Here is a 13,898-nt window from a genome sequence, read left to right as displayed (position 1 = left end):
GGCCGGCGCCAACGCTGCGCTGCAGGTGCTCGGCGTGGACCTGGAGATGGCCGCCGCCTGCGAGGGCGCGGACGTCGTTCACTCGCACACCTGGTACGCCAACTTCGCCGGACACGTCGCCAAGCTGCTGCACGGCGTGCCCCACGTGATCACCACGCACAGCCTGGAGCCGCTGCGGCCGTGGAAGGCCGAGCAGCTCGGCGGCGGCTACACGATCTCGTCATGGGCCGAGCGGACCGCGCTGGCCGGTGCGGACGCGGTCATCGCGGTGTCGGAGGGCATGCGCCGCGACGTCCTGTCCGCCTACCCGGAGATCCCGCCGGACAAGGTCAGCGTCATCCACAACGGCATCGACACCGCCGAGTACGCCCCCGACTTCGCCACCGACGTGCTGGAGAAGCACGGGGTGGACCTGCGCAGACCGTACGTGATCTTCGTGGGCCGCATCACCCGGCAGAAGGGCCTGGTCCACCTCCTGCGCGCGGCGCGCTCCTTCGACAGCGAAGCCCAGCTCGTGCTGTGCGCGGGCGCCCCGGACACGCCGGAGATCGCGGCGGAGGTCACGGAGCTGGTGCGCGGCCTCGACCGCGACGGGGTGTTCTGGATTCAGGAGATGCTGCCCAAGCCCGAGGTGATCCAGCTGCTGACGCACGCGACGGTGTTCGTGTGCCCGTCGGTGTACGAGCCAATGGGGATCGTCAACCTGGAGGCGATGGCCTGCGAGACGGCCGTGGTTGCGACGGCCACCGGCGGCATCCCCGAGGTGGTGGCCGACGGGGAGACGGGCCTGCTCGTCCCGATCGCCCAGGGGCCCGACGGCACGCCGCACGATCCCGATCGGTTCGCCGCCGACCTGGCCGAGCGCGTCAACACCCTGCTGCGCGAGCCGGCGCGCGCGACGGCGCTCGGGGTGGCGGGGCGGGCGAGGGCCGTTGAGCACTTCTCCTGGGAACGCATCGCCCACCGCACGATGGACCTGTACGCAACGCTACGTCCCTGACCCCCGGCCCGCCGCGCGTCTCCGCTCCTTTCCCTCCAGAAAGGACATCAGCCGAAGTGTGGTGGGAAGCTGGGGTACGGCGCGGCGTGGGAGCGGGGCCTTACACCAGGCCGCGGCGGCTGGCCTGGGCACCGGCCTGGAAGCGGGTTTCGGCGTTCAGCTCGTCCAGGAGGTGGCGCAGGCGGCGGCGGAGGCTGCGCGGGCTGGTGCCGAGCTGGCGGGCGATGGCGTCGTCCTTCAGCCCCGCCGCCAGCAGCGCCAGCAGCCGGCGATCCTCCACGCCCAGCTCGGACGTCGCCTCGCCGGCGGGGTCCTGCGCGCCAGGCTCCTGCCACAGCTCGGGACGTACCGGCAGCGCCTCCCGCCACAGGCGCTCGAACAGCTCCACCAAGGCCACCACCATGGTGGACCCCATGATCAGCACTCCGCGCGTGAGCGGCGGGTCCATGGTCAGCGGCATGACCGCCCGCCAGCGATCGACGATCGCCATCTTGAACGGCAGCTCCGGCAGGATGCGCGCCTCCTCGCCCGCCTTGATCAGTTTGCCCACCTCGTCGAACGCCCCCGCGTGATCGAAGGCCTCCGGCGTGTAGATGGTCCGGTAGCGGACGCCGTCGCGGAGCAGGCCGGTCTGCAGCGGGTTGTGATAGTCCAGCACGTACGGAGGCCGGTCGAAGGTCAGCACCTCCTCCTTGGCCTCCTGCTGCAGCCGGACGTACCACCGGGCCTGTTCCTCCGGCCCCGCCAGCACCTCGAACTGGCCGCCCTCCTCAGGATCCTGGCCGACGGTGCGGAAGGCCGCCTCCAGTTCGTCGGCCGTGTCGGTGAGCTGGTCCAGCTCGCTCTGGAGGCCGCGCACCAGCGTGCGGATCGCGGTGCCCGGGTTCGTCGCCGTCCACCGGGGCGAGCGTCCCCACAGGCGGCTGACCAGGCCCTTGGTACGGAGCCTGCTCAGCGACGACTGGATGCGCCCCGCGCTCTCCCCGCTGCGCATGACGAGCTCCTGAACGGTGATGCCGGGACAGGCCAGCACCCCGCGGTAGATCCGCTCGTCGAAGGCGCTGATCCCCACGACCTCCAGCGCCCGGCCGTCCTCAAGCATGCCCTCGATCTTGGCCACTTCCGGCAGTTGCCGCAATAGGCCACAGAAACCACCTTGTCACCAATTTTCACTGACAACTAGAAACCGGGGTGTGCTTCAGAGAAAGATCGCCATTCTGGGCGTCGTGATCACGGCCGCCATAGCGGCCGCCACGCCGGCCCAGGCGGCCCCCACCCCCGCCCCATCCATCAAGGCGAACCAGGCAGACCACCCCGCCGCCAAGGCCGAGCCGCCCAAGACGATCACCCTCATCACTGGCGACAAGGTCACCCTCCGCCCGCTCCCCAGCAATCAGACCCAGCTCGACGTCAAGCCAGGTCCCGGCAGGGAGAAGGTCACCTTCGTGCACCGCCGGGCCAAGGACGGGCTCAGCATCGTCCCCACGGACGCGATGCCCCTTCTGGCCGCCGGCAAGCTGGACCCGCGGCTGTTCAACGTCACCCGGCTCGCCGCGCTCGGCTACGACGACGCCGCCAGCCCGTCGCTCCCGCTGATCCTGACGTACCCCGACCAGACCGGCGCCGCCACGCTGCGCGCCGCGGGCGGGCGCCCGCTGCCCGCGATCAACGGGGTCGCGCAGAGCGAGCCCCGCACCGGCGCGGGCACACTCTGGAAGACCCTGACCGGGCAGGCCAGGACGGCGGCGGCCGCACCCGCGAAGATGTGGCTGGACGGCAAGGCCAAGATCTCCCTCGACGTCAGCGTCCCGCACATCGGCGCCCCCCAGGCCTGGGCGGCAGGACAGACCGGCAAGGACGTCCCGGTCGCGGTGCTCGACAGCGGTTACGACGCGGACCACCCCGACCTCCAGGGCCTGGTCACCAAGGCCCAGAACTTCACCGACGAGCCCGACGTACGCGACCTCAACGGCCACGGCACCCACGTCGCCGCCACCATCGCCGGGTCCGGCGCCGCCTCGGGCGGCAGGTACAAGGGCGTCGCCCCCGGCGCCAAGCTGCTGATCGGCAAGGTCTGCGTGCAGAGCGGCTACTGCCCCGACTCGGCCATCATCGAGGCCATGACCTGGGCGGCCGAGAACGGCGCCCGCGTGGCCAACCTCAGCCTCGGGGAGCCGGACTCTCCCGGCGAGGACCCGATCGAGCAGGCCGTCAACAGCCTGTCGGAGCAGTACGGCACGCTGTTCGTCATCGCGTCGGGCAACGACGGCCCCCAGGCCCTCGGCTCGCCGGGCACCGCCGACCGCGCGCTCTCGGTCGGCGCGTCCTACCGCGACGACGACACGGTCGCGCAGTTCAGCAGCACGGGCCCGCGCCTGGGCGACGCGGCGGTCAAGCCCGACCTGATCGCGCCGGGTGTCGGCATCGTCGCCGCCAGGGCCGCGGGCACCTCGCTCGGCGACCCGGTCGACGACTCGTACACGGCGCTGAGCGGCACGTCCATGGCCACGCCGCACGTGGCGGGGGCCGCCGCGATCATCGCGGGGCAGCACCCCGGCTGGAAGGCCGGCCAGATCAAGGCGACGCTGATGGCCTCCACCGCGCCCGGCGACGAACTGGGCGCCTACGTCCAGGGTTCCGGCCGTGTGGACGTCGCCCGCGCCGTCACCCAGCAGGTCACGGCCGAGCCCGCCACGCTGAGCATGGGAGAGGTCGAGCTGCCCGGCTCCGGGCCCAGGGAGAAGACGCTCACCTACCGCAACGACGGCGACGCCGCGGTCCGGCTGGACCTCAGCGTGATCGCCAAGGACGGCGAGGGCGCGACGGTGACGCCGTTCAAGCTCGGCGCCACGGCAGTGGAGGTGCCCGCCCACGGCACCGCCCAGGTCAAGGTGACGGCCGAGCCCGGCCCTGTCGGCATCTTCAGCGGCACGGTCATCGCCAGGAACGCCGGCGTCTCCGTGCGCACCGGCATCGGCATGCGCGTCGAGCCGGAGAAGCGCGCGGTCAAGCTGACCTTCACCGGCACGGACGGTGAGCCCGCCCAGGCCGCCTTCGCCGGGGTGATCGACCTCGACGCCAAGGACCAGCGCAACTACGACATCTCGAGTGGCGCGCTGGACCTCAGGCTGCAGAGGGGACACCGCTACACCGTCGTCAGCCTCATGCTGGACAGCGACGGCGCCATAGTGATGGCCGCCGACCCGGAGTTCACCCTCGACGCCGACCGCACCGTCGCCGCCGACGCCCGCAAGGCCAGGCCGGTGGACGTGCGCACGGAGGAGCCGACCGCGCGCCTGGCCATCGGCATGCTCGGCATGCTCCAGCTCGTCGAGGGCGAGCAGCCCTTCGGCGTGGACGTGGACCTGGCCGGCATGTGGGGCGCGGACCGCGTCGAAGGCATCAAGGCCATCCCGACGAGCCGTACGGTCAGCAAGAAGTTCGCCTACTACCGGTGGACGCAGTGGGCCAAGCCGAAGGGGGACGGCGGCTACGACGACAGCCCGTACTTCTACCACCTGATGAAGGCCGAGCCGCGCATCCCCGCCGACCCCGGCTACCGCCCGCGCCGCCGCGACCTCGCCCAGGTCACCTCGACGTACGCCACGCAGAACGACGTCAAGTTCGGCGAGCACTTCGCCCTGCCCGTGCTGTACGGGACGGAGCTGGCATGGATGCCGTACGCCGGCGTCTCCCGCTTCCCGCTCCCGTTCCGCAGGACCGAGTACTACACGCCCGGCGACACCGGCTGGTACCCGTCGTTCATCCAGTACCAGACCCCGCCCGACGGGTGGGACGACGTGGACCAGTTCTTCTTCGGCGACACCACCGTCTACCGCGCCGGCGAGAAGACCACCGACCGGTGGAACGCCGGCGTCTTCGCGGCCGCGCTCAACCCCGGCGGCGACTACAGCTGGCGCGAGGAGAACCTGCTGCAGTTCTCCGCCGGGCTGTTCGAGGACAGCACGTCCGATCGCGTCTCCTACGGCGACTACGTCAACCCGCAGGCCAAGCTCTACCGAGACGGCAAGGAGATCTCCGCCGCCGACTACCTGCTCGGCAACGTCGAAGTGCCCGCCGAGACCAAGGAGAGTGAGTACCGGCTCACCATGACCGCCGACCGCGACGCGAAGCAGACCAAGCTGTCCACGCGGGTCAGCGCCGAGTGGCGGTTCAGGTCGAAGTCGGCCGAGCCGGGCAAGCGGCAGGTCCTGCCGCTGCTGGCCGTCAAGATCGGCCCCGAGCTGGACGACCGCAACCAGGCGGCCGCGGGCCACATGAGCATCCCGCTGAGCGTCCAGCGCCAGGACGGCTCACCCGGCCTGGGCCTGCGCACCCTCACCCTGGAGACCTCCTACGACGACGGCCGCACCTGGCTGCCCACGCTGGTGCACCCATCGGGCAAGGGCGCCTGGTCCGCCGAGACCTGGAACCCGGCGAGCGCGCGCGGCAAGTTCGCCTCGCTTCGCGTCACGGCCGCCGACAGCGGCGGCAACGGCTTCACCGAGACCGTCATCAGGGCCTACCAGATCAAGTGAGTTCCGGGAGCCCCGCCGAGCGACGGCGGGGCTCCCATCATTTGACGCGCTCCAGGACCACGACCGGGATGTCGCGGTCGGTCTTCTTCTGGTACTCGTCGTAGTCCGGCCACGTGCGGGCCATCAGCCGCCAGAGCTCCGGCTTCTCTTCCGGCGAGGCCGTGCGGGCACGGGCGTTGAACTTGTCGCCCCACACCTGCACCTCGACCTCCGGGCTGGCCAGGATGTTCTTGTACCACTGCGGGTGATCCGGGTCCCCGCCCTTCGAGGCCACGACCACGTAGTCGTCGCCGTGCTTCTGATAGATGAGCGGCGTCGTATAGGGCTCGCCTGACTTGCGGCCCTTGGTGGTGAGCAAGAGGACAGTCGTGTTGTTCCAGTCGTGTCCTTCCTCGCCGTTGGTCTCCTGGTAGCGCCGTACATGTTCCTTGCCGTAGAGCATGATCCCGCCCTACCCACCGCGGGCGTGACCTCACCGTTACGCGCCGAGGTCTGTACGAGAAGTTAACAAGCCTGGCACACTGCATTTGTGTAAGCGCTTACACACGCAATCCTGAAAGCGCTTACACTCGAGGGAGAAGTTCGATGGACGTGACCATCTACGAGGTGGCCAAGCGGGCCGGTGTGTCGATCGCGACCGTGTCCAGGGCGCTGCGCGGCACGGGGCCGGTGGCGGCCAGGACGCGCGAGAAGGTGCTCAAGGCGGTCGAGGAGCTCAACTTCACGCCCAGCCGCCTCGGCGTCAGCCTCGCCGAGGGCCGCCACGCCGCCAACGGCATCGTCTTCCCCGACCTCGCGGGCCCGTACTACACCGAGGTCCTGCTCGGCTACGAGGAGGTCGCCTCCGAGCTGGGGCGCTCCGTGGTCATCCTGTCCACCAAGGGGCGCACGCGCGTCAACGACCTGGTCAAGGAGCTCGCCGGGCGGGTCGACGGCATGCTGATCTTCGGTCACACCGTTCCCGACACCCTGGTCGACGAGCTGGTACGGCTCGGCATGCGGCTGGTGTTCATCTCGCGCGAGCCGCTGCCCGGCGCCGACACGCTGCGCAGCGAGAACGCGGCCTCGGCGGGGCGGCTGGCGGCCCACCTGGCGGGCCACGGCTACGAGCGCTTCGCCTTCCTCGGCGCGCCCATGACCAGCCAGGACGACGTGGACGAGCGCTGGCGGGGCGTGCGGTCGGTGCTCGGCGGCGCGATCGAGGCCGTGGACACGCGGCACTACACCGTGGAATGCGGCTTCGAGGCCGCCAGGCAACTGCTCAAGGGCAGGGGCAGGCCCGAGGCGATCATCTGCTCCGACGACGAGGTGGCGCTGGGGGCGCTGCTGGCCGCCGAGGAGCTCGGTCTCGACGTGCCCGGCGACGTGGCCGTGACCGGCTGGGACGACATCATGGCCGCCCGCCACGCCCGCCCGGCGCTGACCACCGTACGCCAGCCCATGCGCGAGCTCGGCGCCCGCGCCGCCCGCGCGCTCGACGAGCTGATCACCGGCGCCCGCGACGCGCCCCGCCACCAGACCCTGACCACCGAGCTGGTGATCCGCTCCAGCTGCGGTGACCACCCCACGCCACCAAGCCCTGACCACCGAGCCGGCGATCCGCGCCGGCGGCGGTGACCACCCCCAGGAGGTAGTCCGTGAACACCACCACCTGGCGCGCCGCCACGGGAGGCGCGCTGGCTCTCGCGATCCTGGCCGCGGGCTGCGGCCGCAGCGCCGACAAAGCGCCCGAGCAGGCGCAGAACGTCACGACCGGCAAGGTCACGGGGGAGGTCACGGTCTGGGCGATGGGTGAGGAGGGCAAGGCACTCGGCGCGTTCGTCAAGGACTTCGAGAGCGCCAACCCCGGCGTGAAGGTCAGCGTCACGGCGATCGGATGGGACGTGGCGCACGACAAGATCACCGCGGCCATCGCGGGCAGCGCCACGCCCGACGTGACCATGGTCGGCTCCACCTGGTCGGGCGAGCTGGCCAAGACCGGCGCGCTCGAGCCGACGCCCGGCAACCTGGTCGACAAGTCCGCCTTCTTCCCCGGCGCCTGGCAGACGGTCGACGTCAACGGCACGGCGTACGGGGTGCCGTGGTACGTCGAGACCCGCGTCCTCTACTACCGCACCGACCAGGCGAAGAAGGCGGGCGTCGAGCCGCCTGCGACCTGGCAGGAGTTCACCGCGTTCGCCAAGGCGCTCAAGGACAAGGGCGGCGCCAAGAACGGCTTCAACCAGAGCTACACGCAGGGCGCCTCCTGGCAGGAAGTGCTGCCGCTGATCTGGCAGGCGGGCGGCGAGATCGTCAAGGACGGGAAGTACACGTTCGACACCCCCGAGGCGCTCACGGCGCTCAAGCAGTACCAGTCGCTGTTCACCCAGAAGCTCGCCCCCAACAACACCCCCGAGGGCGCCTTCCCGCAGAGCTTCATCAAGGGCGAGGTCGGCGGCTTCTTCTCCGGCCCCTGGATGATCGGCGTGCTGAACAACGACGGCGGCCCCGGCTTCAAGGACAAGTTCGACGTCGCCCCTTACCCCAAGGGCCCGGTCTCGGCGACTAGCTTCGTGGGCGGGGCGGACATGGTGGGCTTCAAGAAGGCCAAGAACCGCGACGCGGCCTGGAAGTTCATCCAGTGGCTGAGCGAGCCGCAGGTCCAGGCCAAGTGGTACACGACCGTGAAGTCGCTGCCCGCGGTCGAGAAGGCCTGGCAGGAGCCGGAGCTGACCGCCGACAAGCAGCTCGCGGTCTTCGGTGAGCAGCTCAAGGACGCCAAGACGCCGCCGCCGTTCCCGACGTGGGAGCAGGTGGCCAAGGTGCTGGAGAGCGAGCTGGAGAAGCTGGCCCGCGGCACGCAGACGCCCGAGCAGACGCTCAAGGCCATACAGTCGCAGGCCGACACGATCGGCACCGGGCTGTGAGCGAACGAAGTGAGCGAGCCAATGGACACAGCAGCTTGCTCATAGGACCGACGGAGGAGGGCCTATGAGCGTGGCGCTCCCGGCGAGCCGGGCGAGTGCCATCCGGATCTCGTTACGTCACACGTGGATCGGATGGATCTTCATCCTGCCGTTCGTGGTGCTGTTCGTGGTCTTCTACCTGGGTCCGCTGCTCGTCGGCATCGGCATGAGCTTCACTGACATGCGCAGCACCGACGTGACCGACCCGCTCGCCGTCAACCTGGTCGGGATCGACAACTACCTGCGGCTCATGAACGACGGCGCCATGCGCGGGGCGGCGCTCAACACCGTGGTCTTCGTGGTCACCGCGCTGCCGCTGACCATCGGGCTCGGGCTGGCCGCGGCCGTGCTGCTCAACTCGGGGATCGCCCGCCTGCCGGCCGCGTTCTTCCGGCTCGGCTACTACCTGCCGAACATCACCAGCATCATCGGCATCGCCGTGGCCTGGAAGTTCCTGCTGGAGCCGGAGGCCGGGCTGGTCAACCGGCTGCTCGGCCTGGCGGGCGTCCAGGGACCGAACTGGCTGCAGAGCACGTCCACGGCTCTGCCGTCGATCATCGTGATGACGGCCTGGCGCAGCTTCGGCTTCAACATGGTCGTGCTGCTGGCGGCGCTGCAGAGCATCCCGAAGGAGCTGTACGAGGCGGCGGAGGTGGATGGCGCCGGGCGGTGGGCCCGCTTCCGATCGGTGACCGTGCCCTCGCTGCGGCCGGTCCTGCTGTTCTGCACCGTGTACAGCTCGGTCGGGTTCATGCAGTTCCTGGAGGAGCCGCTGGTCATGACCAGGGGCGGGCCGCTGAACTCCACGCTGTCGGCCTCGCTGGCCATCTTCAACCAGTTCGGGGTCGGCAACTACGGCTACGCGGGCGCCGCCTCGTCCGTGCTGTTCATGGTGATCGTGGCGCTGGCCGTACTGCAGCTCAGGCTGGGGAGGAGAAGGTGAGCAGGACCCGCCGCCAGCGCGCGGTCGTCTATCTCGGGCTGAGCCTGGGGCTCGCGCTGGTCGCCGGGCCGTTCCTGTGGACGGCGCTCAGCTCGGTCAAGCCCGAGAACGAGATCAGGCGCGACCCGCCGACGTTCTGGCCGGAGACGTTCACGCTGGACAACTTCGCCGAGCTGTTCCAGCGGGTGAACATCGGCCACGCCTTCGCCAACAGCATGGTCATCGCGCTCGTGCTGGTCGCCACGAACCTGCTGTTCTGCTCCATGGTCGGCTACGCCTTCGCCAAGCTGCCCTTCCGCGGCAAGAACCTCGCGTTCGGCCTGGTGCTGGTGCAGCTCGCGATCCCGGCGATCGTGGTCATGATGCCGCAGTTCGTGCTGATCGCCGAGCTCGGCATGGTCAACACGTTCATCGGGATCATCCTGCCGGGCGTGGTGACGCCGCTCGGCGTGTTCATGATGCGGCAGTTCATCTCCGAGCTGCCGGACGAGCTGATCCACGCGGCCAGGGTGGACGGCGCCAGGGAGTTCCGGATCTTCTTCACGATCATCCTGCCGCTCTGCGGCCCGCCACTGGCCACGCTGGGGCTGATCACCTTCCTCGGTTCGTGGAACAACTTCCTGTGGCCGGCCGTGGTCGCGCAGAGCGAGAACATGTACACCCTGCCGGTCGCGCTCAACATCCTGAACGGCCACGAGTCCACCCACTACAACCTGCTGGTCGCAGGGTCGGTCGTGGTGATCGCGCCGATCCTGTTCCTGTTCGTCTTCCTGCAGCGCTTCTTCATCCAGGGCATCGCCACCACCGGCCTCAAGTAAGAGGAGCTCCTCATGCGCAAGACGGTCCTGTCCGGCGTGCTGGTGCTGGCCCTGACGGTGCCGGCCGTCCCCGCCGACGCTTCAGGGAACAGCACGTTGCTCGGCTACGCCAGGGACACCTGGCGGTCGATCACCGCCATGGTGGAGCCGGCCACCGGCCTGCCCGCCGACAAGGTGACCGGCGACCTCACGACCAGGGCCAAGGTGACCTCGCCCACCAACATCGGCACGTACGTGTGGAGCACGCTCGCCGCCCGGGACCTGCGCCTGATAAGCGGCGGTGACGCCGCCGCCAGGATCGGCAGGGTGCTCAAGGCGCTGGAGAGGCTGGAGCGCAACGCGCCCACCGGCCAGTTCTACAACTGGTACGACCCCGGAACCCTCCAGCTGATCCACACCTGGCCGGAGACCGGGGACCCGGTGCGCCTGTTCGCCTCAAGCGTGGACAACGGCTGGCTGGCCGCGGCTCTCATGATGGTCCGCAACGCCACCCCGCAGTACGCCTCCCGCGCCAACCGCCTGCTGACCTCCATGAACTTCACGTCCTACTACGACCCCGCGGCCCGCCCCGACGCCGGCACCGGGCTGATCCGAGGGGGCTTCTGGCCGGAACCGCCAGACGGCTGCTACGTCGAGAGCGACTACGCGGGCACCGGCACGACCGTCTACTCCACCTGCCACCACTACGGCGCCCCCGCCGAGACCCGCATCGGCCAGTACGTGGGCATCGCTCTCGGCCAGCTCCCGCCCGAGAGTTACTTCGGCCCCTACCGCACGTTCCCCGACAACGGCTGCGACTTCGGCTGGCAGGACCAGAAGCCGGTCGGATCGTGGAAGAAGTACCTGGGCGTGAACGTCTGGGAGGGCACGTACGCCTACCGCGGCATGCGCTACGTCCCGAACTGGGGCGGCTCCATGTTCGAGGCCCTCATGCCGGACCTCGTGGTCCCCGAAGCCGAGTGGGCGCCCAGAAGCTGGGGCCGCAACCACCCGGTGTTCGTCCGCGCCCAGATCGAGCACGGCCTGAACGAGGCCAAGTACGGCTACTGGGGCTTCTCACCGGCCAACGACCCGCACGGCGGCTACCGCGAGTACGGCGTCGATCCCCTCGGCATGGACGAGCCCGGCTACACCTCCGACCGCGAACGCACCAGCACCGACCCCGGCTACGAGGGCTGCCGCCCCGCCAAGCCGGAGCCCGCCGCCTTCGGCGACGGCGTGGTGACGCCGCACGCCGCCTTCCTGGCGCTGCCGTACGCGAAGGCGGCGGCCATGGACAACCTGGCCAAGCTGCGCCGGAACTTCGACGTCTACGGCCCCGGCGGCTTCTACGACAGCGTCGCCGTCCGCTCGGGAGCCGTTTCCAAGTGGTACCTGGCGCTCGACCAGGGGATGGCGATGGCCGCCCTGGGCAACGTGCTCACCGGCGGCGACCTGCACCGCTACTTCGCGGGCTCGGGCGTGGAGGCCAAGCTGCGCCCGGTAATGGAAATCGAGGAATGGAACGTCTCTTCATGAACATGGCTGCCCACCGCGACTGGCAGGACCGCATCGGCCAGGAGTCCGGTGCGATCACCCCGGCCTCCCGGCCCGAGCTGACGGCTCCCACGGGCCTCACGGCGGTCCCGGGAGCCGGCCAGGTGACGCTGACCTGGGACCCCGTGCCCGGGGCCATCGGCTACCTGGTGCACAGGGACGGCGAGCCGGTCATCAAACCGGACGTGGATGTGCCCGCCGTTCCGTCCTGCCGGTACGTGGACACGGGCCACGGGGCGGCTTCCTACGCGGTGGCCGCCGTCTCCGCCATGGACCATACCGGCCCCATGTCCCCGCCCGTCCACGCGGAGCCTCTCAAGGAGCGGGGCGAGGTATCCATCCGCGTGGACGGGCGGCGGGTGACGCGCGAGCTGCCGCGGCCGTGGGCGTACATGGTGGGGTCCGAGCACCTGTCGCACCTTCTGAGCACCGAGCGGACAGGCGGCAGGCCCATCGGCGCGGAGCTGGCCGAGGCACTGCGGATCATGCGGGACGAGCTCGGCGTCCAGACGGTCAGGGCGCACGCCGTCCTCGGCGACGACCTGGGCGTCTACCGGGAGGTCGACGGGCAGGCGGTCTACGACTTCAGCCGCGTGGACGAGGTCTACGACAAGGTGATGGAGCTCGGCCTGCGGCCGATCGTGGAACTCGGCTACATGCCGCGCGACCTCGCCTCCGACCCCTCCAAGACCGTCTTCGAGTACGGCGCCATCGTCTCGCCGCCGAAGGACTTCGAGGCGTGGAGCGACCTCGTCCGGGCGCTCGTCGAGCACCTGGCCGAGCGGTACGGCATCCACGAGCTGATCGACCACTGGGCCTTCGAGGTCTGGAACGAGCCCAACCTGGCCGTCTTCTGGTCCGGCACGCCGGAGGAGTACTTCCTGCTCTACGACGTCACAGCGGCGGCCGTGAAGAACGTGCACCCGGAGCTGCGCGTCGGCGGCCCCGCCTCGGCCGCCAACGGCTGGGTGGAGGAGCTGCTCGCCCACGTCGAGGAGTCGGGCGCGGCGCTCGACTTCGTCTCCACCCACACCTACGGCAACGCGCCGCTTGACTGGCGGCCCACCCTGGAGAGGTACGGCCTCGACGTGCCCATCTGGTGGACCGAGTGGGGGCCCACGCCGACCCATTTCCACGGCATCGGCGACGGGCCGTTCGGGGCGGCCTTCGTGCTGCACGGCATGAAGTCGGCCGCGGGCAGGATCGCCGCGCTGTCGCACTGGGTGGCCTCCGACCACTTCGAGGAGCTGGGCCGGCCGCCTCGGCTGTTCCACGGCGGGTTCGGGCTGCTGACGGTCGGCAACCTGCGCAAGCCCCGTTTCCACGCGCTCGCCCTGGCCGCCCGCCTGGGCCACGCCGAGCTGGCGGCCACACTCGACGGCGACGTGGCCGGCGTCGAGGCCTGGGCGGCCAGGCACGACGACGGCAGGATCGGCGTGCTGGTCTGGAACGGCACGCTCAACCACGCCCAGGCCGCGGGCGCTCCCGAGCTCACCCGTACGGTCACGCTGAACATCGACGGGCTCGACGGTGCGTACACGCTCACCCACCACCGCGTCGACCGCGACCACTCCAACGTGGAGGCGGCCTGGCAGTCGATGGGCGGCGGCGACTGGCCGGCGGACGAGCAGTGGGACAAGCTCCGCGCCGCCGGCACGCTCGACGAGCTGACCCCTCCGGCGGCCGTCGAAGGCGGCGGCTTCACCGTGACCTTCGACCTGCCGATGCCGGGCGTGTCCTTCATCGAGCTGACACCCTAAAAGGGCGACCGCGCGCGCCGGCGCGCGGTACCGTACGGGGCGATGTGGTGGGCGAAGGCACGGTCCTGTACGGGGACGCTAGCCGGTGAGAGCCTGTGCCCATGACCGAACCGGCCGGGGCGCTGGCCACCCGCATCGCGCGGTTCGAGCAGGTCGCGGATCCCGGCCTGATCTGGGATCCCGCGGCGCTGGTCGAAGCCGAGCAGGCGATGCGCGCGTGCGCCGGCGACCGGTCCGACGCGGCCACCTGGCGGCTGATCGGGATGCTGCACCTGGCCCGCTACCGGCTGGACCAGCGCACCGCGCAGGACGCCGCGGTGGCGGGTGCGTTCTTCGCCGCCGTGGCCGTGGCCGATCC

Annotated in this window: 11 protein-coding genes; 9 read left to right on the top strand and 2 right to left on the bottom strand. The window is 70.4% G+C overall.

Features of this window, described 5'->3' with window-relative positions; translation table 11 throughout:
* Nucleotides 1-1,000: glycogen synthase (gene glgA / locus AB0J09_RS37170; protein ID WP_360701499.1), on the top strand; the 1,000-nt coding region annotated here is incomplete at its 5' end.
* A 100-nt stretch (nucleotides 1,001-1,100) separates the two neighbouring features.
* Here the strand turns inward: glgA and AB0J09_RS37165 are convergent.
* Nucleotides 1,101-2,120 (bottom strand): helix-turn-helix domain-containing protein, encoded by a 1,020-nt coding sequence (locus tag AB0J09_RS37165; protein WP_360701497.1) that lies wholly within the window; start codon nucleotides 2,118-2,120, stop codon nucleotides 1,101-1,103.
* 73 nt (nucleotides 2,121-2,193) lie between these two features.
* On the opposite strand from AB0J09_RS37165, the gene AB0J09_RS37160 reads away from it, so the two are divergent.
* Nucleotides 2,194-5,538 carry a S8 family serine peptidase gene (locus AB0J09_RS37160; RefSeq protein WP_360701494.1) on the top strand — a complete coding sequence of 1,115 codons (3,345 nt, stop codon included), beginning with the start codon at nucleotides 2,194-2,196 and terminating at the stop codon, nucleotides 5,536-5,538.
* Between the two features lie 37 nt (nucleotides 5,539-5,575).
* Here AB0J09_RS37160 and AB0J09_RS37155 read toward each other — a convergent pair whose 3' ends face one another.
* Nucleotides 5,576-5,980 carry a nitroreductase family deazaflavin-dependent oxidoreductase gene (locus AB0J09_RS37155; RefSeq protein ID WP_360701492.1) on the bottom strand — a complete coding sequence of 135 codons (405 nt, stop codon included), beginning with the start codon at nucleotides 5,978-5,980 and terminating at the stop codon, nucleotides 5,576-5,578.
* Nucleotides 5,981-6,123: 143 nt separating this feature from the next.
* Here AB0J09_RS37155 and AB0J09_RS37150 point away from each other — a divergent pair, with 143 nt between their 5' ends.
* The 7 genes from AB0J09_RS37150 to AB0J09_RS37120 form a co-directional block, all read left to right on the top strand.
* Nucleotides 6,124-7,155 carry a LacI family DNA-binding transcriptional regulator gene (locus AB0J09_RS37150; protein ID WP_360701489.1) on the top strand — a complete coding sequence of 344 codons (1,032 nt, stop codon included), beginning with the start codon at nucleotides 6,124-6,126 and terminating at the stop codon, nucleotides 7,153-7,155.
* 20 nt (nucleotides 7,156-7,175) lie between these two features.
* Nucleotides 7,176-8,444, top strand: a complete 1,269-nt coding sequence (locus tag AB0J09_RS37145; protein ID WP_360701486.1) for a sugar ABC transporter substrate-binding protein — start codon at nucleotides 7,176-7,178, stop codon at nucleotides 8,442-8,444.
* 64 nt (nucleotides 8,445-8,508) lie between these two features.
* On the top strand, nucleotides 8,509-9,426 hold the full coding sequence (locus AB0J09_RS37140; RefSeq protein ID WP_360701483.1) for a sugar ABC transporter permease: 918 nt from the start codon (nucleotides 8,509-8,511) through the stop codon (nucleotides 9,424-9,426).
* Nucleotides 9,423-10,244, top strand: coding sequence for a carbohydrate ABC transporter permease (locus AB0J09_RS37135; RefSeq protein ID WP_360701480.1), 822 nt, complete (start codon nucleotides 9,423-9,425; stop codon nucleotides 10,242-10,244). Before AB0J09_RS37140 ends, AB0J09_RS37135 begins: the two co-directional genes overlap by 4 nt.
* Before the next feature lie 12 nt (nucleotides 10,245-10,256).
* Entirely contained in the window at nucleotides 10,257-11,762 is a 1,506-nt protein-coding gene (locus AB0J09_RS37130; RefSeq protein ID WP_360701478.1) for a glucoamylase family protein, read from the top strand.
* Nucleotides 11,759-13,540 carry a hypothetical protein gene (locus AB0J09_RS37125; protein WP_360701475.1) on the top strand — a complete coding sequence of 594 codons (1,782 nt, stop codon included), beginning with the start codon at nucleotides 11,759-11,761 and terminating at the stop codon, nucleotides 13,538-13,540. Before AB0J09_RS37130 ends, AB0J09_RS37125 begins: the two co-directional genes overlap by 4 nt.
* Nucleotides 13,541-13,641: 101 nt before the next feature.
* The coding region (locus AB0J09_RS37120; RefSeq protein WP_360701472.1) for a hypothetical protein at nucleotides 13,642-13,898 on the top strand (257 nt) is incomplete at its 3' end.

It is taken from the genome of Nonomuraea sp. NPDC049784 (genome assembly GCF_040659615.1).
Classification (GTDB): Bacteria; Actinomycetota; Actinomycetes; order Streptosporangiales; family Streptosporangiaceae; genus Nonomuraea.
This window is presented reverse-complemented; position numbering and strand designations above follow the sequence as displayed.

Coding starts and splice junctions, on each gene's coding strand:
- AB0J09_RS37155 (WP_360701492.1), bottom strand. CDS start 5,980: ATGCTCTACGGCAAGGAACATGTACGGCGCTACCAGGAGACCAACGGC.
- AB0J09_RS37150 (WP_360701489.1), top strand. CDS start 6,124: ATGGACGTGACCATCTACGAGGTGGCCAAGCGGGCCGGTGTGTCGATC.
- AB0J09_RS37140 (WP_360701483.1), top strand. CDS start 8,509: ATGAGCGTGGCGCTCCCGGCGAGCCGGGCGAGTGCCATCCGGATCTCG.
- AB0J09_RS37130 (WP_360701478.1), top strand. CDS start 10,257: ATGCGCAAGACGGTCCTGTCCGGCGTGCTGGTGCTGGCCCTGACGGTG.
- AB0J09_RS37125 (WP_360701475.1), top strand. CDS start 11,759: ATGAACATGGCTGCCCACCGCGACTGGCAGGACCGCATCGGCCAGGAG.